21 protein-coding genes are annotated in these 24216 nt (G+C 48.3%); 9 read left to right on the top strand and 12 right to left on the bottom strand.

All coding sequences use genetic code 11. The features are described 5' to 3' along the window. Positions 1-156 precede the first annotated feature (156 nt). Positions 157-3831, bottom strand: coding sequence for a DNA polymerase III subunit alpha (locus AOU00_RS21110; protein WP_069291594.1), 3675 nt, complete (start codon positions 3829-3831; stop codon positions 157-159). Positions 3832-3968: 137 nt separating this feature from the next. Between AOU00_RS21110 and AOU00_RS21105 the strand changes: the two genes are divergently transcribed. Further along, positions 3969-4298, top strand: a complete 330-nt coding sequence (locus AOU00_RS21105; RefSeq protein ID WP_013309582.1) for a YtrH family sporulation protein — start codon at positions 3969-3971, stop codon at positions 4296-4298. A 12-nt stretch (positions 4299-4310) separates the two neighbouring features. Then, entirely contained in the window at positions 4311-4808 is a 498-nt protein-coding gene (locus AOU00_RS21100) for a sporulation membrane protein YtrI (protein WP_061831708.1), read from the top strand. A gap of 54 nt (positions 4809-4862) precedes the next feature. On the opposite strand, the gene AOU00_RS21095 is transcribed toward AOU00_RS21100, so the two are convergent. From AOU00_RS21095 to AOU00_RS21085, 3 genes are all read right to left on the bottom strand, one after another. After that, on the bottom strand, positions 4863-6197 hold the full coding sequence (locus tag AOU00_RS21095) for a DRTGG domain-containing protein (protein ID WP_069291593.1): 1335 nt from the start codon (positions 6195-6197) through the stop codon (positions 4863-4865). 203 nt (positions 6198-6400) lie between these two features. Next, positions 6401-6682 (bottom strand): hypothetical protein, encoded by a 282-nt coding sequence (locus AOU00_RS21090; protein ID WP_069291592.1) that lies wholly within the window; start codon positions 6680-6682, stop codon positions 6401-6403. Positions 6683-6754: 72 nt separating this feature from the next. Next, on the bottom strand, positions 6755-7099 hold the full coding sequence (locus tag AOU00_RS21085; RefSeq protein ID WP_025685398.1) for a YlbF/YmcA family competence regulator: 345 nt from the start codon (positions 7097-7099) through the stop codon (positions 6755-6757). A gap of 162 nt (positions 7100-7261) precedes the next feature. Here AOU00_RS21085 and AOU00_RS21080 point away from each other — a divergent pair, with 162 nt between their 5' ends. The 6 genes from AOU00_RS21080 to AOU00_RS21055 are packed head-to-tail and all read left to right on the top strand — an operon-like array spanning position 7262 to position 14023. Then, positions 7262-8632, top strand: a complete 1371-nt coding sequence (locus AOU00_RS21080; RefSeq protein WP_069291591.1) for a YheC/YheD family endospore coat-associated protein — start codon at positions 7262-7264, stop codon at positions 8630-8632. Between the two features lie 43 nt (positions 8633-8675). Continuing rightward, positions 8676-9830, top strand: a complete 1155-nt coding sequence (locus tag AOU00_RS21075) for a YheC/YheD family endospore coat-associated protein (RefSeq protein WP_069291590.1) — start codon at positions 8676-8678, stop codon at positions 9828-9830. A gap of 12 nt (positions 9831-9842) precedes the next feature. Then, entirely contained in the window at positions 9843-11213 is a 1371-nt protein-coding gene (locus tag AOU00_RS21070; protein WP_069291589.1) for a YheC/YheD family endospore coat-associated protein, read from the top strand. Beyond that, complete coding sequence (locus tag AOU00_RS21065; RefSeq protein ID WP_069291588.1) at positions 11210-12319, top strand: YheC/YheD family endospore coat-associated protein; 1110 nt, start codon at positions 11210-11212, stop codon at positions 12317-12319. The genes AOU00_RS21070 and AOU00_RS21065 overlap by 4 nt, the downstream gene beginning before the upstream one ends. A gap of 16 nt (positions 12320-12335) precedes the next feature. Beyond that, complete coding sequence (locus AOU00_RS21060; RefSeq protein ID WP_069291587.1) at positions 12336-12851, top strand: GNAT family protein; 516 nt, start codon at positions 12336-12338, stop codon at positions 12849-12851. Next, a complete protein-coding gene (locus AOU00_RS21055; RefSeq protein ID WP_061831700.1) occupies positions 12833-14023 on the top strand; it encodes a YheC/YheD family endospore coat-associated protein in 1191 nt (396 codons plus the stop codon). Before AOU00_RS21060 ends, AOU00_RS21055 begins: the two co-directional genes overlap by 19 nt. A gap of 102 nt (positions 14024-14125) precedes the next feature. On the opposite strand, the gene AOU00_RS21050 is transcribed toward AOU00_RS21055, so the two are convergent. The 3 genes from AOU00_RS21050 to AOU00_RS21040 all read right to left on the bottom strand — a co-directional run bounded on the left by AOU00_RS21050 (position 14126) and on the right by AOU00_RS21040 (position 18407). Next, positions 14126-14827, bottom strand: coding sequence for an HAD hydrolase-like protein (locus AOU00_RS21050; RefSeq protein WP_081330743.1), 702 nt, complete (start codon positions 14825-14827; stop codon positions 14126-14128). An 84-nt stretch (positions 14828-14911) separates the two neighbouring features. After that, a complete protein-coding gene (locus AOU00_RS21045; protein ID WP_069291585.1) occupies positions 14912-15574 on the bottom strand; it encodes a class I SAM-dependent methyltransferase in 663 nt (220 codons plus the stop codon). Between the two features lie 25 nt (positions 15575-15599). Continuing rightward, complete coding sequence (locus AOU00_RS21040; protein WP_069291584.1) at positions 15600-18407, bottom strand: bifunctional glycosyltransferase/class I SAM-dependent methyltransferase; 2808 nt, start codon at positions 18405-18407, stop codon at positions 15600-15602. Between the two features lie 430 nt (positions 18408-18837). Here AOU00_RS21040 and AOU00_RS21035 point away from each other — a divergent pair, with 430 nt between their 5' ends. Then, a complete protein-coding gene (locus AOU00_RS21035; protein ID WP_061831697.1) occupies positions 18838-19911 on the top strand; it encodes a glycosyltransferase in 1074 nt (357 codons plus the stop codon). Positions 19912-20182: 271 nt separating this feature from the next. On the opposite strand, the gene AOU00_RS21030 is transcribed toward AOU00_RS21035, so the two are convergent. From AOU00_RS21030 to yfkAB, 5 genes are all read right to left on the bottom strand, one after another. Further along, positions 20183-20752: a manganese catalase family protein gene (locus AOU00_RS21030; RefSeq protein ID WP_061831696.1), complete on the bottom strand. Its 570-nt coding sequence runs from the start codon at positions 20750-20752 to the stop codon at positions 20183-20185. Positions 20753-20785: 33 nt separating this feature from the next. Beyond that, on the bottom strand, positions 20786-21235 hold the full coding sequence (locus AOU00_RS27550) for a spore coat protein CotJB (protein WP_269465968.1): 450 nt from the start codon (positions 21233-21235) through the stop codon (positions 20786-20788). Position 21236: 1 nt separating this feature from the next. Further along, complete coding sequence (locus AOU00_RS21020; protein WP_061831695.1) at positions 21237-21461, bottom strand: spore coat associated protein CotJA; 225 nt, start codon at positions 21459-21461, stop codon at positions 21237-21239. 196 nt (positions 21462-21657) lie between these two features. Then, positions 21658-23007 carry a hemolysin family protein gene (locus tag AOU00_RS21015; RefSeq protein ID WP_061831694.1) on the bottom strand — a complete coding sequence of 450 codons (1350 nt, stop codon included), beginning with the start codon at positions 23005-23007 and terminating at the stop codon, positions 21658-21660. 16 nt (positions 23008-23023) lie between these two features. Further along, the gene (gene yfkAB, locus AOU00_RS21010) at positions 23024-24154 is read right to left on the bottom strand and encodes a radical SAM/CxCxxxxC motif protein YfkAB (RefSeq protein ID WP_061831693.1); all 1131 of its coding nucleotides are present in this window, start codon (positions 24152-24154) and stop codon (positions 23024-23026) included. Positions 24155-24216: the final 62 nt, after the last annotated feature.

The raw sequence follows: 24216 nt of genomic DNA, 5'->3' as shown, positions 1-24216 counted from the left end.
CCGCTTTCACCGTGCAGTCTATTCTTTCACCGTACGGGACCTTATGGTGCAGGGTACGTGTTGAATCTCCTGTTCCGCCAGTTTTCCAAGTGTATGCGGGAAGGAAGGAAAATGTTCATTAAACCGTTACAATAAGGGCGGTTTGCTGTGTGCCTATCATTTGACTTTCACCGTACCTTCACCCAACATCGACTCCATTTGATCAAAAAGCTGAGGAGAGGGCTTAATGCTGTAAGCATCGCTCAAGGCCAGCAGACGCTGGTTGCTCTCATAAAAAAGTACGGTAGGCATAGCACCGGGATGCTCCTGGAGCAGTGCCTTGAGACTGACCAGCAAGCTGGCGTCCTCCTCGGCCTGGCGGGTGATTTTGACAAACACCCGCTGATGAGTGGTCGGCTCCGAGCTGCGCGGGACTGGCACCTGCTCACCTCGAGCCGCTTCGGCTCCACGCGGTGAAGCAGCCATCACGGGACGGGCCGCCTTCGGTTGAGGCGAAGCAGATGCATTGGCTGCCGAAGGCGGGGGCGACACGCGCGCCGCTCTCCCGCCCGGGCCGCCAGCAGGAGAGCCAGCAGCTGGCACGGATGTTCCAGCGGCGGACGAGCGCGTACTGGCACGTCGGCGCTGGAGGAGCCGGGCCAGCGAGTCTTCTGCCAGCGGGGCGGTCTCATCCGCAAGGAGCTTGAAGTGCTCGTCCTGCTGCTGCATCTTGGCTCGAAGCGTAAGCAAAGCTCCCTTTTCAATCCACTGCTGGCTTCGCTTCCATACCTCAGGAAACAGCACAACCTCACAGCGCTCAATCTGATCCTCCAGCTCAATGAAGGCCATGGTCTTACCCTGCTTGGTCGTAATCGTTTTTAGTGACACTACCATGCCTGCGGTCACAACAACCGTTTCATCTGGCACATCGCCCAGCTCCATCAAACGATCCGCCTCGCTGCTTTCCAACAGCGACTCAAAATCATCCAACGGGTGCCCGGATAAATACAGTCCCAGCAGTTCGCGTTCCAGCTCTAACTGCTGACTGGCACTGAATTTGGGTACATTGGGATATTCGATATCCCAATTGGGCATTTCCACAAAACCAAACATATCAATTTGTAAGTCATCTCGTTCCTTGCGCCACTTGACGGCTGCATCCACCGTTTCATCCAGCATGGCAAGCAATTGTGCCCGATGACCCGTCAATGAATCAAAGGCTCCTGCCTGAATAAGCGATTCAATTACTCTCTTATTACATACCCGCAAATCGACACGTCGACAAAAATCGAGCAGGCTGTCGAAAGGCCGTTCCTTGCGAACAGCGAGAATGCTCTCCATCGCCTGTGTGCCGACATTTTTAATCGCTGCTAGGCCGAAGCGGATGCCTCCCTGCTGTAAAGGAGTAAACAACACCCCGCTCTCATTCACATCAGGCGGCAACACTGCGATATCCATACGACGGCATTCGACGACATATTCAGCCACTTTCCGATGACTTCCCATCACGGCTGTCAGCATTGAAGCCATGAATTGTACCGGATAATGGGCCTTTAGATAAGCCGTTTGAAATGCTAGCACACCATAAGCAGCTGCATGGGCACGCGGGAAGCCGTAGTCAGCAAAACGGACAATCATATCGTAAACCCTTCCGGCCTCCTCCTCCGTGTATCCCTGCTTGATACTGCCTTCGACAAAATGCCCGCGCTCCAGATCCAACACTTCGCGCTTTTTCTTGGACACAGCCCGGCGCAACAGATCGGCTTCTCCCAGGGAAAAGCCCGCCATGCGCGAAGCAATCTGCATGATTTGCTCCTGATACACAATAATACCGTACGTATCCTTTAAGATCGGTTCCAGGTCAGGATGCGGATAAGAAATCTCAATCTGACCATGCTTGGCCTGTATAAAGTTAGGAATAAAGCCCATCGGGCCCGGACGATACAAAGCCAGGACAGAAATGATATCCTCGAATACACTCGGCTTCAAATCCTTGAGTACCCGGCGTACACCGGCCGACTCCAGCTGGAATACGCCTCCTGTATCTCCTTTGCCCAGCAAGTCATAGGTATGCGGATCATTATCGGGAATACGACTAAAATCAGGCGTTTCTCCATGCTCTTCCGCAATCCAGTGTATGCACCGTTCAATAATGGAGAGCGTACGCAGCCCAAGGAAATCCATTTTAAGCAAACCAATGCGCTCTAGATTTTCCATCGAGTACTGCGTCAAAGGAACCCCTTCGCTCCCCTCTTGAAGCGGAACCGTATCGGTCAATGGAGTCCGCGAAATGACAACACCTGCTGCATGTGTCGAAGCATGACGAGGCATTCCTTCAACCTTGATCGCCATATCCAGCAGTTCACGTGTCTTGGGCTTCGTTTCATATAGCGTTTTTAGCTCCGGGGTGATTTCCAGCGCATGACGGATATTAATACCTAACTGCGCCGGAATCAGCTTGGCTGCCTTGTCCACCTCGCCATACGGCACGTTCAATGCACGACCGACATCACGGACAGCGGCTCTTGCCGCCAGCGTTCCAAATGTAATAATTTGCGCTACATGCTCATTTCCGTACTTCTGTACTACATAGTCGATAACCTCGTCACGCCGTTCATCACTAAAATCAATATCTATATCTGGCATACTAATTCGTTCTGGATTCAGAAACCGTTCAAAGAGCAGGTTGTATTTCATCGGATCGACATTCGTGATGTTAAGCACATAGGCAACCAAACTGCCTGCTGAGGAACCCCGCCCCGGTCCCGTTGCAATCTTATGCTTATGAGCGAAGGCAATAAAATCCCATACAATCAGGAAATAATCGCTGAAACCCATACTGTCAATGGTATTCAACTCATAGTTTAGCCGTTGGTTCAGCCTTTCCCGTTCCTCTGGTTGCTCCCATCCGGGATCGCTTCCATAGCGACGCTCCAGCCCTTGCACGCACAGATTGCGTAAATAGGACGAAGAGGTCATTCCTTCCGGCAGCGGGCGATATTCAGGCAAAATGGATTGACCGAATTCCAGCTCTAGTTCGCATTTTTCAGCAATACGCACCGTGTTGGCGATGGCTTCTGCCACATGCGGGAATAAACGAGCCATATCCTCCTGACTTTTCAGATACAACTGACGTGTTGGTATACGCAAGCGTTCCTCATCGTCAACTGTCTTCCCTGTCCCGATACAGATCAGAACGTCTTGCACGTCCGCATCTGGCTCAGTCAAGTAATGCACGTCATTCGTCGCCACCAGTGGAATATTCAGTTCCTTCGCCAGTGCGATCAAGAGAGGATTTACACGTTTTTGCTCCGAAAGACCATGGTCCTGGAGTTCCAGATAAAAATCATCGCCAAAAATGTTACGATACCGTTCCGCTGCTCGTCGTGCTTCAGCTTCCCGACCATGCAGTAAATGCTGCGGCACTTCACCGCCCAAACAAGCGCTCAGGCATATGATGCCTTCATGATGGGCAGCCAAAGCCTCCATGTCGATGCGCGGCTTGTAGTGAAAGCCCTCCAAATGGCCGATGGAGCACAACTTCATCAGATTTTGATAGCCTGTTTTATTTTTGGCGAGCAAAATCAAATGATATATGGGCTGATCCTTCCGGCTGCCACGCTCCTTGCGCGATCCTGCCGTCATATAGGCCTCACACCCGATAATCGGCTTAATGCCGTTCTCTACACACGCTCTATAAAAAGGAATGGCACCGTACATAACCCCGTGGTCTGTAAGGGCCAGCGCCTTCATTCCGTAAGCTGATGCCTGTTTGACCAACTCCGCGGTACGAGCCGCGCCGTCCAGCAGGCTGTACTCGCTATGAACATGCAAATGCACAAATGAACTCATGCGCTTCTCTTCCTTTCACCGCTAGATTTTCTTCAAACTATTTTATCATATCCGCGTTAGTAGCGCCCATAGAATAAAAGTACAGACCTCGGCGGACAAGCGCGGTCCTGATTCGTATACCTAAGGAGGAAAAGAGCATGAGCACTTTTATATCCAAAGCGATTCTCGACTTCTTCATTGCCTTTGGCATCGTGCTCGGGGGAGCCATGCTCGGCGGAATGGGGGCTGTGGTATCGCTTCAGCCGCCAACCCAGACGATGCTGGAGGTTGCCGGAAGAATTAAAATATGGGCGCTTGCCGCCGCTGTGGGGGGAACGATGGACCCGATCCGGGTCATTGAAAGCAATATGTTGGATGGTAATTTGTCACCTGCCATTAAGCAGATATTGTATTTGATTTTCGCCTTTTTAGGCGCTCATATGGGTGCAGAGCTGGTCAAGTGGGTATGCGGCAACGGACGACCGTGAGGTGAAACGACTATGAGAGTCCCCCCTTTTGAGCGCCTGCGCCCTTTTATGCAATTATCCTCCGTCTTTGTACTCGGTATGATTACGGGAGGAATGATCTACAATGCCATCTGGCATGCCAGCTTCAATCAGCTGTGGACGAATAACCAGGATCTTCAATTCCAGCTCCAGCAAGCCGAGGAAGACAACAAAACATTGCGCAAATACAGCAAGCGCCAAACCGTTGTCAAAGAAATCAAGCTGATCGCGGAGGAAGCTTCGGCCGAAAAAATCGATTCTATCAACCTGAAGGAACTTCTTCGCCGTGTCAGTCGTGATCTGGAGGTGCTGCGCGGCAGAGATATGTTCGAGATTGACTCTGACAGCAAGCTGGTACGTATGTTGCTGCACCAAAAAAAATACACCGTTCGTGACAAGGAGTATACGATCCAGGTCAAAACGATGCTTGTAATGGAAGGGGTGCTGCAAATTTGGCTGGAAGCAAAAGAAAGACTGCCTGAAAGCCACTAAGTCGATCTATTCGACTTCACACCCTGCTCCGATCCATAGGTAGCCACAGGTAGACTAACCATGTTCAATGGATTGAAGCGTCATCACTGCTTTGCATACCAAATGATTTTCCCGTGAAATTGCAATTTCTAGCTTGCAGGTACGACGACTCAGCTCGAGCAGCAATGGACGAAGAACGACAGCATCCTCTATCTGTACGGGTCTAATAAAATAAGTCGTCAAATTGTCCAGCACATAATCTTTGCCGGTCATGTCTCTAGCTGCCCGGTAGCCCGCTTGTGTCATCACGTTGACCAGTACGCCTTCCGAGATCGTACCTAAATTGGTCGCCATCTGCGGAATAATAAAACCGCGAAAAAATAACGATCCGTCCTCATTACGCTCTTCAGCAAACCCGTTCCAGATCAACTGGTCGAACGTCTCGCCAAGTTGTGGCTGCTTTTGGGCGTTACGCAGCGCCTCCAGCACCTCACGCCGTGTAACGGACCCAAGCAGCTTGCGGTTACGGTCCACGACCGGCAAATAATCTACACCTTCCCACGCCATCATTTGCGCAGCAGAAGCCAGCGAGGTCTGGTAGGTGACCGTTATCGGATTGCGGATCAGACATTTATCCATCGTATGCTCAGGTAGAAGCCCCTCCACATCTTTGCGGCTGACGATACCAATTAAACGATTCCATTCATCCACTATTGCAAAATGATGATGTCCAGTCGTCACCGAAAGTTCTTCAAACTCGGTAAGCGTGCTGTTGATTTTCAAGGTCAACGTTTTCGGTTTGCCTGCCGTAATGTCTTCAATCAGCATAATTTTCTTTTTGATCAAGCGGTCAAATATGGCTCTATTAATCATAGATGCCACTGTAAAAGTATCATGGCGTGAGGAAATAATCGGCAGACTAATCTGATCTGCGAGCTGCTTAACCTCTCGGCTCGTACCGAAGCCCCCTGTAATCAGCACACCGGCCCCCTGCTCCAATGCAAGTGAATGCGCATCCTCACGGTTACCAACGATTAGCAAACTACCTGCGTCAATATAACGGGCCATAGCTTCCTCGCGCATCGCTCCGATCACATACTTGTGCAAGGGCTTCTCCAGCCCCTCACTTCCGCCCAGTACATGTCCCTCTACAATATTTACGACATCTGCAAAGGTCAGCTGCTCGGACAAGCCGCGCGGTCGCTTCTCCACTCGTACTGTTCCGATCCGTTCCTTGGTAATGACGATTCCCAGGTTCTCGGCTTCCTTCACGGCCCGATAGGCCGTTCCTTCGCTGACACTCATTTCTTTAGCCAACCTGCGCACAGAAATTTTGGAGCCTATTTTCAACTGCTCGATATGTCGCAATAGCTGCTCATGCTTCGTAACTGTTTCATCTAGCCCGTCCAACTCTGTTACACCCCCAACGTTCAATCTGTATCATTCTGTATCTATTATAGCACAATATCCCTATATTTTAGACCCTTGTTCATTTTGAGTTCTCCGCTTCGCAAATAGTAAAAAAAGCGATCCCCTCTTTTACAAGGAATCGCTTCTTACTATGATTGATTTGCCATCTGGGAGGCAAGCCCAGGACAAGCTAAAAAAACTCACTACATGCTGCCTTTGTCAGCTTTTTTATCCCATTTCATCTGCCACTGCTGCATTTTGGCCCGTCGCACACGCTCCAGCGTTTTGCGCTTTTCCTCATCCACACCCAGCAAAAAATGCATATTTGCTCCAATGACTAGCAGCGCAAAAAGTACCCATACCATCCCAAAGCCGTTGACCCAGTTCAAACCGCCTGCAAGCGAGATGCGTGGTAACGCGACCAAAACCATAGCCAATGCAATGAGTGTGTACAAACCGTGTTTCCATTTTTTGAAAGAACCCAATCGTATCCCTTCCTCTCCCTGTGACTCTATGTATCTAGTCTATGAGAGGACAGGAAGGAATATGAGACAAACTTACAGAGATGAACCATACAAATGTTGAAGGCTGTCTGCAATAATTTTGTTAACGTCCTCAATAATCACGCTCAGGCGACGTTCAGCGTCGAACAGGCGACGGATGTTGAGATTCAAGCTAAGTACCTCAAACAGCTTCTCCATCTTTTCCATCTCTTCCTGTGCTGGCATATCGCCGCTCATCATGCGTTGCTGTACTTCCATTTGGCGTTCACGGAAATCGTCGAGCATTTTCTTGGCTTCTGGATCGGTTTCGATCAGCTTCATCGCTGACGTAATTTCCTCTACCTCTTTGCTTTCCTTTAATGCTTTCGCTAAATCATGGGCTTTGTCATAGATGTTCATGATTGTTTATTCCTCCAATACAAGTTTAGTGTCAACATTTCACATTGTCCGTCAATCACCAAGGGATATATGTCCTCATATGATGAATCAGTGCTATTACAGCCCATTCACGTTTCCCGTTACTTTCAAGACATCAAGTTGCTGCCCGGAAGGAGATCCACGATGTCCATCAAAAAAACAACGATTCAAATCATCGGATCGGGCATCTTGCAGGATGACGTACTCATGGTCGGCGAGTCCCTGCTTCGCAAATGGAAAATATCCGCTGGCCACCCCGTTCAGCTCGCCTTCGGTTCGTTCCGCCAAGAGGTTACCGTCATATCGGTGCCCCGCTACAGCGGCCTACGTGTGGGAAGCGTGCTAGCCCGAAAAATGGGGCTTCATGCCAATTGTAATCTGCGAGTAACCTACAGCCGAGGTCGCCGGACACTTCGAGTGGGCCCACTTATTAGCGTGCTGGTCAGTCGGGACTATCCCGAACAGCCCGACAAGCCTTTCGGGTCGATCACCCTGTTCTGCCGTGAACTAGTCGGGGAATGCCGCAGACAAGGAGCATATGTGTATTTTTTCACCCCGGAGCATATCGGAAGTCAGCCCGGGCGAGTTCAGGGATGGGTGTATGACGGAGGCTGGAAAAAGACGGTCATGCCTGCCGGCGATGTCGTCAATAATCGTCTTACCTCCCGTAAACTCGAGAACAGAACTAGCGTACAGCATTTCATGAAAGAAGTAAAATCGCAGTACGGCACGACCATTTTTAACGAAAAGTTTCTGGATAAGAATGAAGTATTTGATGCGCTTAAATCAAATTCTTCCCTGCGCAAGTATTTACCCGAGTCCCACTTGCTGCAAACCTTTGCTGTTTTCAAAAAAATGTGCAACCAGTATCCCGCTGTTTTTCTCAAGCCAGTGCGCGGAAGCCTAGGTAAAGGCATAATGCGCATTAACAAACAAACGGATGGTACCTTTTCGGTGCTATCCACAACAGCGGGCACACCCCGCAAGCAAATGTATGCCAACGTCGATAAGCTGTACAAAAGCTTAGCGGGAAAAATGAAAACAACACGCTTTCAACTCCAACAGGGACTTACCTTGATTGATCATGGTAAGCGTCCGGTCGACTTTCGTGCGCTTGTACAGAAAAATTCGTCCGGAACCTGGACCGTAACATCCATTGTCGCCCGGATCGCAGGAGGCAGCCACTTTGTGTCCAATCTGGCAAGAGGCGGCACGCTGAGTACAGTCAAGGAAGCACTTGCCAAAACCACGCTGCCCGCAACCGTTAAATCGAATGGGCATATCTCTCTCAAAACAGCAGCACTGGATATCGCAAGCGGAGTGGAAAAAGCGATTCCCGCCCATTTCGCAGAATTTGGTATAGATCTGGCAATAGACAGCACGGGGCGCATCTGGTTGCTGGAGGTCAATTCGAAGCCATCGAAGAATGACAACACGCCGTTAAATGATCAGAAGACTCGCCCGTCCGTAAAAAAAATGATTGAATACTGCTGTTATTCAGCCGGCTTCAAATGAATTCATCTCTTCCAGAGTCTGGCTGCCAAAGGAGCTGTTGTCGGTGTCTCTTGTTGTGCCAGGCACGCTGGGCGTGCTTGTTAGCCGGAATCAGGCCGCCACTCCCCCTATTACCGAAGCCGATTTTTGCCGCAGGCTAAGTCTGTTGGGCAGGCGCTCTGGTCTTAGCGTAATGGCGTTTACCGCCGAAGGAGTTTCACCTGAAGATCACTCCATACGAGGTTATGTTTACCGTAACGGAGTATGGACATCCGGCCGCTTTCCGTTGCCGGATATTGTGTATAACCGCTGTCTCCATGTTCACGAGAGCCAGAATGTCAGGCGCACACTGGAAGATATGGCGGAGCAAAAATCGCGCAAGCTCATCTACTGGTCGCGTAACTTACCTGGCAAATGGCAGGTGTATCGAGCTTTGCATGCGGTAGATAAAGTGCGTCCCTTTGTGCCGCCTACGGCGCCATACCGGGACACGATCCAGCTTGTGGAATGGCTACGACGCCATTCGGAGCTGTTTATGAAGCCACAGACCGGAACACATGGCAAGAGCACACTATATCTCCGTCTGGCAGAAGGAGGCCAGGGACTACTTGTACAGGGTAGAGACTCCCGTAACCGCCCGTTCCGGCGCTTGTTTTACGAATTGGATGCAGGATTGTCATGGGTCCACGGAATTGCACACAAACGCGCTTATATCGTGCAGCCTTATTTGAAATTAACAAGCCAAAGCAATCATCCCTTTGATGTTCGCGCACTCATGCAAAAGGATGGCAACGGCTATTGGCGCCTGACGGGCTTTGCCGTAAGAGAAGGCAGACAAGGAACTCTGACTTCTAATCTTCACGGTGGGGGCGAAGCCCATCCAGCTGAGCCTTACCTTCGTGAACAATTTGGCGCGGACACCACGCGTCTCATCATCGGGCAGATGATGGCGCTGTCCTTGACCATTACCAGGGCGCTGGAGGAACGTTATGGCCGCCTTGGCGAGTTGGGAATTGATTACGGTATTGACCGGAGCGGGAATATCTGGCTATTGGAGGTTAATTCCCGACCTGGCCGGGCCTCCTTTTTTCAGACCCGTCAGCCAGAGTGCGCTTTCCAGTCGGTCAACCGCCCGCTCGAATATGCTCGATATTTAATGACCCATTCCAAAGCGACAGGGCCAAAGGGCGCGGGCGCCTCCCTTGAACATACGGTATAGGAGGATAAACAGATGAGTTTAACGCATTGCAATGTGCATTTCTCACAGCAGCCCGACAAGGTGGCGTATATATCCACTTCCTTGTTGAAAAGCCTTAAATTATCCGGAGCCAAGTCCGTACGTCTGCGGCTCGGTAAGGATCAGATTCCCGCTACAGTAAAACCAATTCAGAAGGCGGGACGCCATCTATACTTGACCTCGGGCTTACGTAATGCAATCCGTGTTCCCAAAAGCGGGGCCATCTATTTGCGAAATCTGGATGGGGATATACAGCTAGGGCCGTTGATTGGCGTGCTGTCTGACGGTACCAACTCCACCACTCGCCCTTTCGGATCACGCACAGGCTTTATTAAGCAACTGCTGAAGGAAGGCAGCAAAAAATCTTATATTTTTGCCTTCACCCCTCGGGATATTAACTGGCAAAATGATACGATTAACGGCTATTTTCTGTCTTCCAGCGGGGAATTCACACGTAAACTTGTACCTCTGCCGGACGTAATTTATAATCGTTTGCCGAGCCGACGCTCTGATTTTTCCCCGGCGATCAATCAACTACGCGAACGCTTTTCCCGCAAACGAATTCCCTTCTTTAACTGGAGCTTTTTCAATAAGTCCGATATCTATAATCTGCTGGAAAATAATCCAGATGTTAACCGCTATGTCCCTGAATCATATATGAATCCCAGCTCTGAACGTATCCGAGGTATGTTGGAGCGACATCAATTTGCTTATTACAAGCCAAGTGGAGGCAGCCTAGGCAAAGGAATCTACCGTCTGTCCCATGTTCCCAAGCAAGGCTATTTTGTGAGGTACCGTAAGAAAAATAGCAATGTATTGCTAAAATTCGCCTCTTTTAACTCCATGCTCAGGATGCTTCACTCCAATCAGGGACAGATGTTAAAGGGTTACGTCATTCAACAGGGTATCCAGCTGATCGAGATTGACAATTGTCCGATTGATTTCCGGTTTCACATGCATAAAAATGGAAATAATCAGTGGGTCGTCGTCGGCATTGGAGCCAAAAAAGCCGGACGCGGCAGTGTCACGACCCACATCAAAAACGGCGGCTCCCTTATGACACCTGAACAGGCGTTGAACCGGGTATTCGGAGACCGGGCGGGTGAAGTGCTTCAACGTGCCAAAAACGTAGCAGTTACGCTCGCAGAAGCCATTGAACACCATCACCAGCATCTACTGGGTGAAATCGGCTTTGATCTGGGTATTGATCAGGATGAAAAGGTATGGATGTTTGAAGCCAACTCCAAGCCAGGCCGATCCATTTTTCAGCATCCATCGTTGCGTGCGGAGGGTAAAGCATCCGTGGAGCATATTTTGGACCACTGTCTTTACCTCAGTAAATTCCGCAGAAAAGAGGAACTATGAATACCCGGGCGGAGCAAAAGCCAGTCGTTGCTGTATTGACAGTGCACGACGAAGAACAATTCTTCAAGGGCAATCAGCGCAATTTCAGGGATATTCTTGAAACGGGAACACGGATGGGCTATCAGGTGTACATTGTTACCGTTAGGGACCTGAAACTGGCAGACGAAACGGTTAAGGGCTACATTTTCAACAAGAGCTTACAGACGTGGGAGGAACAGAATTTTCCACCTCCACAGGTCATTTATAATCGCATCCCCAATCGTAATTATGAACTTAAAACCTCTGTACGCACAAAGTTGGATGAAATTTCACATGCTTCAGGCATTGAGCTGTACAATCCAGGCTTTTTTAACAAATGGGAACTGTTCAAGTGGTTGCGTACCTCGGAAACCACTCGTCAGCTTGTTCCGGCAACCAAACGGTTAAGCAACCTGTCTTCCTTAGGAAAAATGCTGTCTGCGTATCCATACCTGTATCTCAAACCGGAAAACGGTAAGGCCGGAAAAGGGATTATGATTCTTAAATTCCGCCCAGAACATCTAATGGCTTACAGACTGACCATTCAGCATGACAAAAAAAGTGTAACCTACAGATCTGTATCGCTATCCCGGCTGTGGGGACGTATCCGCCGGGAAGCGGGCAACTCGCCTTATATCATTCAACAGGGTATCGATCTGGCAACCTATCAGAAAAAACCCTTCGACCTGCGTATCCTGGTACAAAAAAATATCCGTGGCTCCTGGAGTATAACCGGGGTCGGTGCCAGACTGGCGGGTAAAGGGAGCATTACCACACATGTCCCGCGTGGCGGGAGTGTAGAGGACCCGTTCAAGCTACTGTCCTCACTGTTTGGGCCTGAGGACAGCACGGATCTACTGAACAAAGTTAAAAGTACGGCCATACAGATTGCACGTCAAATTGAACGCGCATCCGGTCTTTCTCATGGCGAAATGTCCATGGATTTGGGCGTGGATACGCTCGGAACCCTCTGGTTTTTTGAGGCCAATGCCAAACCGATGAAATTTGACGAGCCGGAAATCCGCCAAAAGTCGCTTAGACGCATATTCCAGTACAGCTCCTTTTTGGCCGGACGAATGAAATCATAATCAAGGAAGTGGAATCATGCCGCAAATTAGCGATGTTCAACAATTGCCTGCCCGGAGCTGGCTGCTGAGACGACGACAGTTACTGTTTCTGGCCCGCAGCTCAGGGGGCATGCGCATTACTCGTAATGCTCTGCGGCAGTTGGCTGTTTTGACGCCGGAGCAATTGAACACCCCTGGTTCCTCCCTCCTGTGCGCATATGTGCGCACGGAGAAGGGACTGCGGATTGCGGGATTTTCCCTCGCTCTGAATTACGGGAAGGATGCTTGCATCGTAATTGTTCGTCCGCTTTACCGGGGCCGCAGACTGGGCGCTAGACTGCTGTCCGCCCAGCTCAAACAGCTGCGCCGTCTGACGTGCAGCGTAGCCGCCGACAATATGGCCAGTCTCAAAACCTGTTTCCGTGCTGGACTGGTTGCGCATGAAATGACGACTGGACCGACAGGGAAACCCACGCTGATATTTCACGGGGAGTTATCCCAAGATAAGCAGACGGCAGAGGAAGGTGGAATGCTGTGCCAAAACCTGTCCTAGGCATCATGACCTTGTATTTAAATAACAAGAAGCAATTGGAGGAACGTGATATATATGAGCGCATGATTGCAGAAGGGAAAAGACTGGGACTGGATATGTATGTATTTACTCCAGCAGATGTCCATAAGGATCGCAGGCTGCTCCTTGCCCAAATCTATGATCCACATAGCGGAAAATGGAGCCGAAAGTGGCGAGAGTTCCCAGATATGATTTTCGACCGTTGCCGAGTACAGCGAAGTGAACGATATCGTCAGTTAAAGCAGTTTCGATTGCAGTATACAGACCTTGTATATTTAAACCGACCGCTGAGTAACAAGTGGGTCATTCATCAGCAGCTTGCGAGAAGGTCTGCCTTTCGCCCCCATTTGCCTGCAACAGAGCTGTTCAATGGATTTCATAGTGTAAAACGGATGCTCAAACAGAATTCATTAGTGTACCTCAAGCCGATTAACGGTACGGGAGGACGCGGCATTTTACGTATTGAGCCTGTTAACAAGCAAGGGGGCCTGTATCTGATTGAAGGCCGCAATCGCAAACGCCATATTATTCCCCAGCAGCGGGTACGTCTAGACCGTCTGGAGCCGCGTCTGAGCAGCTGGAACATGGATAACTACATTGTTCAGGAAGGCATTCCTGTGCAGTTGCCCAATGGCAGGGTCCATGATTACCGTATGCTGGTGCAGAAAAATAGCCAAGGAGTATGGGAGCTAACCGGATGCGCCGGGCGAATCGGGGCACATCGGAGTGTCACTTCCAACCTGCATGGTGGAGGCAAGGCGGTACCGATGAACCAATTGCTGACGCAATGGATTCGTGATGAGGGCCGTAGAGAGAAAATCATCAAGCAGGGGGAAAAACTCGGACTGGACATCGCTGCGTATCTGGAAGAAAGCTACGGGGCATTGTGCGAGCTTGCGCTCGATTTGGCAATTAATAAGGACGGTCATATATACGTGCTGGAAGTCAACCCGAAACCAGCCCGCGAGGTATTTTCACGTATTGGAGAAAAAGATACCTATCGCCGTTCTATCGCCAAGCCCATGGAATATGCCTTGTGGGTCTACCACACACAAATTAATCCAAAGCCTCAGACGGACTACAAAGCAGAAGATAAAACAGAAGATAAAGCAGAGAGTAAGACTGAGAATAAGACAAAGGAAGGCTCCGCGTAAAGTGGCTGCCTTCCTTTCTTTTTCGTCTGCCCGACAGTGCTAGCATGTTTTATTTATATGGTACGTCAAGCCTATTTATAACCATTAACCTGTGTTTCACAGTTACTCGGCGTTTTTATAAAGTGTAAGCAGTTGCGTAAAGTCCGTAATAATCGCATCAGACCCCTTCAACTCATCGTTCACGCCAAATCCAGCATAAGCACAACCGATCACCGTCTGTCCGTTCTTTTTGCCTGCTTCCACATCTGAGGAGCGATCTCCTACCATCCATACATTCGAAATAGCGTGCTTGCTCAACAGAATTTCCAGCAAATTCACTTTGGAAAGCGTGCTGTACTCCCCAGCGCTGTACAGTCCTTCAAAAATGGGAACCATTTCATACGCAGCAGCGATCCCTTTTACATAATCCTCCAGGCCATTACTGGCTACGAACAATCGGACACCTTGCTCATGAAGGGACTGGAGTGTTTCTTTTACATGTGGATACAGGGCATGACTTCCGCTCTTCAATCCCTCCAGCTCCAGCTGAAGCAGCAGCTCGTCCGCTCTTCTGTGGGCCGCTTCGCTGGCATCCGGCATCACTCTTCTCCAGATTTCATCCAGCAACATACCCAAACTATTCAAAATAAGCTCCTCGGGAGGAGTCTCTCCTTCATAAAGCCCTTCAGCGCGCAGCGTATCAAACAGCTTGTGGTACGCAGGAAGCAATAGCGTCTCCGTCTGAAAAAGTGTACCGTCCATATCAAATACCATAGCCTCAGGTTTCTTCAACACAGGTGCATTGTTCATGTAGTTATCAGTCATTCCTTTCCTATGTAGGTTTACAACTCTAACCCCTCTCATGATAAGCAATAAGAGAGGTCCGTGTAAACCTCATTGCGCATACCGCTAACTCTTATATTTTTTTAAAACAGTCCTAAAACAATACAGACCGCCCCACCTATCCGTGTGTAAAGCACCCCGTGGAAGCTTGAGATCCACACCATTCCAATACGAAAATCCCGCCTGCTCTATCCATTGCTCCATCGCTGATAAGTCCACTGTAGGATAATCAAACGTCAGCAGAAGCATTCCGTCATCCCGTAAAGTCCGGTGAAATTCACGTAAGGCTGCCAAAGATTCATCAGGCGTTAAATGCTCCAGTACCGAGATACATACAATTTTGTCAAAACTGGCATCATCATAGGGTAGAGCCGTCAGATTGGCATGTGCAGAGTGGAGACGAACTGGTAAAATCTCCTGAATGCGTTCGGCAGCCTCCTCTCCGATATCCCGCCGCACCTCGGCCAAAATGGCATCCACGGAAACGATCCGTATATCCAGATCGCAGGCATAGACCTGAGCGCAACGTCGGGCCAACTCAAATTTGAATGGATGAGGGATTCCACATGCTGCGTCCAGTACTGTGTCTTGCCCAGACATAAATTGGAGACACCACTCATACTCATAGGGGCGACTCCACCAGCTTTGGGGGAGTCTGTAAATCATGTTGGAGGAGTTGGGGTCAGAATATACAAAAAAGCGAGACAGATACGGATCAGACATGTTCATGGATACTGCCTCCTTTTGGGGATGACTAAATTACCCTTGCGACACAGCACAGTTCATGACCCCGTTTCTCGCCTTGAAGTTTGGCTAACAATCCCATTTGCTCCGTAAGGGTAAGCTCACCGTACAAAGGATGGGCTTGCAGCAAGGCATCTAAACCAGAGGGAAGCTGGCGGGTGAACAAAGCCACCGGGCGCAAGCCGGACTTTGCCAGTAAGAGCGCAAGCGTATGCTCAGAATAATGATACAAATGATCTTCCTCCGTAAATAAAGGCGAGTAAACGCCATAAGCCTCATTAGTGAACGAATTTTTGTTGGGCACCGTAATATAGATCGTCCCGTCAGGTTGAAGCTGTTCGCGTAAATCTGTCAAAAATGCAACTGGGTCCGCAATATGCTCCAGCACATGCCAGCATGCTACGGCCTCGTATTTGTAATCCAGTGGTAAATCAGTATCTTCTTCGGCTTCTTGTTTTTCATTCAATTCCTGTATTTCATGTGCTTCTTGGGTTTGAGTTTCTTCTTCGGCTTCATCGCCCCAGTAACCCGGCAATAAATCCACGTCATATTTGTATTTGGCGTAAGCACGCGAGTCTATGGAAGGTTCAATGCCCACTGCATCCCAGCCGGCTTGAAGGGCAGCATGGATAAATTCTCCGGTACCTGATCCAATCTCAAGCAATTTCCCTTTACCGGTACTGAACATATCCAGCAGCATGAGTCCAAAAAGGGCATGATCTCCATAAGTTGATGCTGCTGCACTATCCCGCATAGCAACCCATTTGGCATTATAAATCTCTGCAATCATATCTTCTGGGCGTATATGATCCACATCATTACGAAAAACCAATCCGCAGGAACCGCATCCCATCAAGGTAAAGCGTTCATAGCTATGAAACACTGCCGTGTCAGATGAGCCACACAGTTTGCATTTACTATAAAGTAAGTCCTTAGTTTCACTTTTTATTTGCAGATCGGAATTATCAATAACCTGGACACTCGAAATCTCGGCAACATCCATGTCGTTTACCTGGTGGGCAGCTTCATATTCTGGTGCCGTTTCTTTTTCTACATTTATGTTGTCCTGATCCACCCAGAGCGTGAGTCGGGGGTTCGGGTCCAAAATAGATTCATATTGCTCTTTCCAGCCATAACGAGCACTTGGATCAAGCAACTGGTACCGCTGAAATTTGGCCATGCGAATAGCAGGTGTATACCATCCCCAATGCTGGATGCGGTAGTTGCTGATTTCACTGGGAAGGTCAAGCACATTTTCGGGAAATCTCCCACAGTGCAAGGACTGCTCCTTCCATTTATAAGAGAACCCTTCCTTATATCGAATCAAAAAAGGATGGTAATACCGATGAGCCTGCCAATAATCATCATCGCGGTAATGCGTGGAAGACCACATATCAAACAACCTGAAACAAATCGTATCGGCTTTCGTTCCCGCTAACAACGAATGTACCCCTTGAGCAAAACGGGATTCGAACATTTCGTCAGCGTCCATGTTTAATATCCATTCGGGAGAGGAAGCCAACGTCTCTCTCCACTGCTGCTTACGCAGCTCTAATTCATTGGTAAAAGAAGCTGTTTCATTGCGTATTAAACGCAGTGGGATTCCCTTTAGGATCTCACGGCACAACTCTCCGCTATCATCCTGACTGCCATCATCAATAATGACCGCTTCATCAATATATTCCCGATGACTCCGCAGCACGTCAATGAGCTTGCGATCTGCCTCATTGTATACCGTCATAGTCAGTGTCAATTTGGATTTGGTGACAGGCGGCGTATGAAGTTCACTTTGTCGTGGACCAGAGAATGTTTGTGGTACAGCAAAAGAATCTGCAGTGTACTTGGCAAAGACAGCTGACTCACGGAGATCATACGGTATAACAGGAGGTTCAGGGAACTTAGAGGGACTTGATGATGCAGAACGATTGAAGGCAGGAGAGTTAGTAGAAGTATCGGAGTGATCCAGATATGCTAAATGTTCTGAATGGTCCGTATGAACACCACTCGTTGTAAAATACTTTAGGGCGAATAGTAGCTGCTCTGCTTTCATTCGGTCCGCTTCCCGGTACAGATGCATCGCCGGATAGTGTGTATCCACAAAAAGTGGAAATCCATATGCAGCTGCCCGAATACAGAAATGTCGATCTTCTCCCCAATAGGAAACGTTTTTGATTTTACCAAAGTGAATCCCTGCTTCCAGTGCACGTCTGCGGATTAGGGTGCAAGCGCCTAGACCACCCACTTCGTACAAACCAGGAACATGCAATTGGTGTATGAAATGCAACTCGCGTTGCGCTCGCTCCTCTGCCGACAACACTTCGCCTTCTTCACGATGGAACAAATTATATTCATCACTAACCCACACCTGAGGCAATAGAGGCCCCTCCGGCTGCCAGCGTGTCCAGAAAATCTCAGATACAATGTCCTTCTCCGCCTCCACCAGCTTACATAAGGTACGGGAATGGAGAATCAGGTCAGAATCGACCAAAAACAGCGCGTCATAATTATGTTGAAGTGCATAATCAATAAGACGATTTTTAAAGCCAGCCACTTTCCAGACGAGGGCAGGCGGCCAATAATGAGTGTGCTCATCACTTCGATTCTCTACTTGCTGTGAGCCTGTCAACAAGGGTAAAACCCTGCCCGGCAACCGATTGGAAAAATCGGCAAGCCATTGGCTTGAAGTCGGATTGTCATTATCATCGACAAATAAATAATCCGGCAGCACGTCAGGTGCCTCCAGTCGCTCCAAAGCTTGAAGAAACAAAGACAATATTTCCGGTTTCTGGTGCACCGGGCTACCGATTAGTATACGCATGATTCAACGCCTCCATCAGGTAGAAGCCTCATAAACCGTTCTCCCTCCATGTCCTAAGACATACCATAATTGCGGCCAAGCGATATGGGAGTGAGCGTGGTATGAATGGACTTACACCTGGAAATATCAATGAAAACGACATCAATACAAAAATACAATCTTACCCTCCAGTTAACTGCCTTTTTTTCTGTTACCGGTTTTCTAACTACATTTAGCCATCAAATTTATTTCCCGGTCGCACTTGATAATATCGAATTTTACACAATCTCCTCCTCTTCATATCAGACTTTGATTTTCTAATTTATTAGAGCAAGATTGAATTTATGATCATCACACATCCTCTAAACGATCCATAGGAATTACTACATAATGAGCAAGCTATCCTAATAAAATGGAGATTATACCAAGTTTTTTTGGGGGGACAAAGAGCATGGTAACTGTCAGCTTATGTATGATTGTCAAAAATGAAGAAGAAGCCCTTCATACCTGTCTGAAATCAGTCCATGACCTAGTAGATGAAATCATTATCGTTGATACTGGTTCTACCGACAGAACCCAAGAGGTCGCTGCATCGTTCAATGCTCGGGTATACAATTTTGAATGGTGCGATGATTTCTCCGCAGCCCGCAATTATGCGTTTGATCAGGCAACACAGGAATATCAATTTTGGCTGGATGCTGATGACATCCTAGAGGAGCAAGATCGACTGGCATTTCTCGACTGGAAAAAACAAGCCACCGTCTCGTATGACAGCATTACGATGGATTATGTACTATCTGTAGATGAACAGGGGCAGCCGCTGCATAAGCTCAAAAGAAACCGAATTGTGCGGCGTGATCGTAGATTCAGATGGATCGGCTTTGTGCACGAATTCCTGAATGTGACTGGCAGCACCTTTCACAGCAATATGGCAGTGACTCATAAAAAGACACGTACCTACACTGACCGTAATTTACATATTTATCTCCAGCACCGGGAGAGAGGCACTGCATTTTCTGAGCGAGATCACTACTACTTCGCTAATGAACTATATGATAACGGACGCATACTAGAAGCCATCCAGCAGTACGAACACTATCTGGGGCTCGATCAAGGATGGATTGAGGATCGGATTGCTGCTTGCTTTAAGCTAGCAGATTGCTACGCTCACCAGGGTCAAAAACAGGAGCAGCGTATGGCACTGCTTTGCACACTCAACCTTGATGTACCACGCGCCCAGTTCTGCTGTGCCTTTGGCAATTTGTTCATTGAAGATGAGCAGTATACTCAAGCCATTTACTGGTTTCGTCAGGCGACGCTGATCGAGCCCCCACAAGATGTGATGGCCTTAACCAATTCGTCGTACTATACCTGGTTTCCACACTTGCAATTATGCCTGTGTTACGACCGAATCGGCGACATTGAAAAGGCAAAATCGCATCATCGCATAGCTCAGTTGCACCATCCTACTCATCCAAGTGTTTTATATAACGAGCAATATTTTGCACAGCTAGAACAAAAATAAGTTTTCTGTCGGTGGTTATGGAATTTTCTCCTTTGATGTGGCTGCCTATTTAAATATTGAGGAAGGCTATCCTCTGCTTTGTATTAAAGCACAGTTTCTAGTCCAGACGGCCAAAAAAACCATCGTTCCAAGCAATTCATATTAGGGGATAGGTGAATGTAAAAAAATAAAGAAGGGCCACCTGCACTTGAGGCTTGCAGATGGCCTTTCCTATTTGTAATAATATATAGAACAAGCTAACAATTTAAACCGTTGATGGTATAAAACTTTCTTAGAAGACTTTCTTCCGGTCTCTTTCCCCCTTCAAAATTTCCACTGACTCACGGAAACGCAGCGAATGAATCACTTCACGTTCACGCAAAAACTTCAGACTATCCTGCAAATCCACATCGTCTGTCAGATCAATCAGCCACTGATATGTAGCTCGTGCCTTTTCCTCTGCCGCTATGTCCTCATATAGATCGGCAATCGGGTCGCCTTTGGCTTGAATATAGGCCGCTGTAAAAGGAACCCCGCCTGCGTTTTGATAATATAGCGCATGATCGTGCGCCGCGTAATATTCCCCTAGCCCAGCTGCCTTCATTTGCTCCACGCTCGCATCCTTGGTCAGCTTATAAATCATAGTCGCAATCATCTCGAGATGTGCAAATTCCTCCGTGCCTATGTCGTTCAGTACGCCAATTACCTTATCGGGAATCGTATAGCGCTGATTTAGATAGCGCAATGCCGCTGCCAGTTCGCCATCCGCTCCACCATACTGCTCCATAAGCAGTTTGGCCATATGAGGATCACATTTGCTGACACGTACGGGATATTGCAGTTTTTTCTCATATACCCACATTCATGTTCCTCCTTTATAAAAGGTTATACCTACCTAGACCTGCCACGGCCAAGGGGATTGACTCCACTCCCAAGGATACTTGGAATAGGCACGGCCAAAATTTTGTAAAGGCCCATATAGCATCTGATACTCGTTAGCAATCGCCGTTCTTTCCTGCGTCAGTTTATTGAACTGTTCGATAGCCTGTAAATCATCTGGGTGCGTATCCAGATACAAATTCAGCTCCACCAACACAAAATCCACCGCTTGGAGCTTCTCCAGCAACGCATAAAACTGGGCATCAACTGGCTTGGTTTGGGGCGTGCAGCCTTGGGCCGGGTTTCCGGCTTGACTATAGCCCTGAGTTTGGTTCTGATACTGGTTCTGGTATGGATACGGATTTGAATAAGGGCTTTGATATGGATTCGGCTGTTGCTGCCCGCTCTCATGCTGATTTTGCTGCTGGAATTGGAATGGGGACTGACCCTGATTTGGATTCTCCATTCTATTCGCCTCCCCCCTGGTTTCTCCTAGGCTCATAAGGGCTGTAAAGCAAAGGCCATAGCGTTCCCTTCGTCAGCGCCTCATCTGGACTGAATTGTGGTAGACCAGGGGGCTGAAATTGTATAAACAAGTTTGGCGGAAGCACATAAGTCTTACACAGAACGGGCGGACACGGATCGAACGGGCCGACAAACGGGGCATACTCACCTTGCTGTGGAAATTTCACGGGCCGGGACCTCCTTTGATTGATCCATCTGTTTTACTATTCAACATATGCCGTATCGCCCAAGTCTCGAACAAAAAATCACAGATAAAAATAATTGTTCAAGAAAATAACCATAGAACTGTTTCTAATCAAAAAAGAGCCTTTAAAACCACGGTACGTGGATCTAAAAGCTCTTTCTTCAGCACTCTATAATAACTTACATACCTGAAAGCTCATCTTCAATCACAGACTCAGGCTTGCGGTGAATCTTCACTCTCATTATGCGAAGCCTTGTTGCTTCCTCCACCTCAAAGGTAAGGTTATAAAACTCAATTTTCTTCCCTTTCACCGGAATGCCCTCCAATTCCTTGAACAGCCATCCCCCGATGGAATCCACCTCGTCGTCTTCAATGTTCACTCCAGTCAAATCATTGACATCCTCAATGAGCATACGACCGTCCACAGAGATGAAGTTCTCCTTCATTTCCACACTCGGGCGTTCATCCTCAAATTCATCATAGAGATCCCCAACGATTTCCTCCAAAATTTCCTCCGCTGTCAGCAGCCCGGCCGTTCCGCCGTACTCATCTACCACGAGAGTCATTTGGGAATGTTTTTTCTGCATAAGACGCAACACGTGACTCACTTCCATGGACTCCGGCACATTCAAAATAGGACGTACCACCGAAGCCAGATCCAGTTGCTCTCCCTGCTCAGCTAGCAGAAGATCTGTAATATGGACAAAACCGATAATCTGGTCTTTATCCTCAACCGCTACCGGGTAACGGGAATGCTTGGTCTCGCTGATGATCTTGAGATTTTCCTTAAACGACAAATTCGTATACAAACAATCCATATCTGTACGCGGCAGCATGATTTCACGGGCAAGCAAGTCGGAAAAATCAAAAATATTATCCATCAGCTTAATTTCGTCCTTATCAATCACACCGCTTTTGGCGCTCTGATTCATCAATATACGAATCTCTTCCTCCGAATGAGCCGCTTCGGCTTCACTCGCCGGCTGAATGCCGAATGCGCGCAACAGCAAGTTTGCCGCAGCATTCAATACCCAGATCACAGGCAGAAAGACCTTATAAAAAAGCAGCAAAGGCGCCGATAAAAACAACGCCACACCTTCGGTCTTCTGAATCGCTAAGGACTTTGGCGCCAGTTCCCCCAATACGATATGCAAAAAGGTAATTACGCAAAATCCGACGATAACAGATACCGTTGTAATCAGTGTACCGTCAGTTACACCGAGTTTGTGCATGAGTGGCTCTATCAGGTAGCCGGATATTGCTGGCTCTCCAATCCAACCCAAGCCCAATGAAGCCAGCGTAATGCCCAATTGGGTGGCGGACAGATAAGCATCCAACTTTTGGTTCACCTTCAGCGCATAGCCTGCCAGGCGATGACCCTCGCTTTGGAGCTGCGTCAATCGGGATTGGCGCATTTTGACCAGCGAAAATTCTGCGGCCACAAATACACCATTTAGAAAGACAAGCAGCAGTACCAAGAGGAGATTCACAGCTAGCAATCCCCAATGAAACTCGGTATGACCATCCAATACGAACTCCCCATTTCTATAGTTGTAATGCTTTTCTTGATTTAAAATCTATTCCTTTGTAATACATATCCGCCACGAGCAGATTTGGTCCACAACAGGCAGCGGCATCACAATGACAGTTCACAGTCTGATTCAGCGGATGCTCATTCAGCCATTCACCAAAAATATCGTCCAGACTATCTTCCTGAATATTTCCGAAAGCCGGTATGTCTGCAAAATCTGTCACATACACGCTACCCGTGAACATATTCACATTCACACGGTTTCTTCCGTCCGGATCATTACGCACCGTAATATTCGGTTCCTGACGCAAGCGTCGAAGCAGTTTGCGGTCTTCTTCCCGATCCGAACAAGCAAAGAACGGTAATGTACCAAACAACATCCACATGTCCTGATTACGTACATCCAGCAGCTTATGGATAGAGTTCCGCATGTCGTCGAGTGAAAGCACAGGCAAAGCAGAGGCAAAATTCGACGCATACATTGGATGAACCTCATGCCGTCGGCATCCCATTTCGTTGATTAATTGATGAATGCCCTCCAGCTTCGTGTGTGTCCGATAGTTAATCATGGATTCAGCTGAAATGAACATCCCCATTTCACTCAATCTGCGGGCATTTTCCATCATTTTTTCATACAGGCGAACAGCACCCGCACGCGGAGTCGGCCGGCCGGTATTTGCAAAACCCACTTCATAAAAATCGTCTGCATTCAAATAGTTAAATGAAATATGCATCACATCCAGATAAGGAAGCATCTTCTCATATCTGCGAATATCTAATGTCAGATTGGAGTTGATTTGCGAGCGAATACCGCGCTCCTTGGCATATTTCAGCAGTGGAACGATTACTTCATCCACTGTTTTATCGAGTAAAGCAGGTTCCCCACCTGTAATACTGATCGTCTCCAGATGCTCGACTTCATCCAAACGCTTCAGCATTAGGTCTAGCCGAAGGAAAGGGGCCTCCTTCATAACCAGCATATCGCCAACAGCGCAATGCTCACAGCGCATATTACATAGATGCGTTACGGTCATCTCCACACTCGTAAGCAAATGACGACCATGTGTACGCAGTGAGACAATCGGGTCCCACGGATCATAGGTTGGCGATATTTGGGGTAGCGTGTTATTTTGTAGAACTGTCATTATGTTTTCACCTTATTTCTGTTATTAACCTCAAAAGACGTATAATTATCATATCATGATGT

Origin of the sequence: Paenibacillus polymyxa (assembly GCF_001719045.1) — a bacterium.
Taxonomy (GTDB): domain Bacteria; phylum Bacillota; class Bacilli; order Paenibacillales; family Paenibacillaceae; genus Paenibacillus; species Paenibacillus polymyxa_B.
Note: the sequence above shows the minus strand (reverse complement) of the source record. Positions and strands in the feature narration are given on the sequence as shown.

Coding starts and splice junctions, on each gene's coding strand:
- AOU00_RS21110 (WP_069291594.1), bottom strand. CDS start 3,831: ATGAGTTCATTTGTGCATTTGCATGTTCATAGCGAGTACAGCCTGCTG.
- AOU00_RS21105 (WP_013309582.1), top strand. CDS start 3,969: ATGAGCACTTTTATATCCAAAGCGATTCTCGACTTCTTCATTGCCTTT.
- AOU00_RS21100 (WP_061831708.1), top strand. CDS start 4,311: ATGAGAGTCCCCCCTTTTGAGCGCCTGCGCCCTTTTATGCAATTATCC.
- AOU00_RS21085 (WP_025685398.1), bottom strand. CDS start 7,099: ATGAACATCTATGACAAAGCCCATGATTTAGCGAAAGCATTAAAGGAA.
- AOU00_RS21080 (WP_069291591.1), top strand. CDS start 7,262: ATGTCCATCAAAAAAACAACGATTCAAATCATCGGATCGGGCATCTTG.
- AOU00_RS21070 (WP_069291589.1), top strand. CDS start 9,843: ATGAGTTTAACGCATTGCAATGTGCATTTCTCACAGCAGCCCGACAAG.
- AOU00_RS21065 (WP_069291588.1), top strand. CDS start 11,210: ATGAATACCCGGGCGGAGCAAAAGCCAGTCGTTGCTGTATTGACAGTG.
- AOU00_RS21060 (WP_069291587.1), top strand. CDS start 12,336: ATGCCGCAAATTAGCGATGTTCAACAATTGCCTGCCCGGAGCTGGCTG.
- AOU00_RS21050 (WP_081330743.1), bottom strand. CDS start 14,827: ATGACTGATAACTACATGAACAATGCACCTGTGTTGAAGAAACCTGAG.
- AOU00_RS21045 (WP_069291585.1), bottom strand. CDS start 15,574: ATGAACATGTCTGATCCGTATCTGTCTCGCTTTTTTGTATATTCTGAC.
- AOU00_RS21040 (WP_069291584.1), bottom strand. CDS start 18,407: ATGCGTATACTAATCGGTAGCCCGGTGCACCAGAAACCGGAAATATTG.
- AOU00_RS21035 (WP_061831697.1), top strand. CDS start 18,838: ATGGTAACTGTCAGCTTATGTATGATTGTCAAAAATGAAGAAGAAGCC.
- AOU00_RS21030 (WP_061831696.1), bottom strand. CDS start 20,752: ATGTGGGTATATGAGAAAAAACTGCAATATCCCGTACGTGTCAGCAAA.
- AOU00_RS27550 (WP_269465968.1), bottom strand. CDS start 21,235: ATGGAGAATCCAAATCAGGGTCAGTCCCCATTCCAATTCCAGCAGCAA.
- yfkAB (WP_061831693.1), bottom strand. CDS start 24,154: ATGACAGTTCTACAAAATAACACGCTACCCCAAATATCGCCAACCTAT.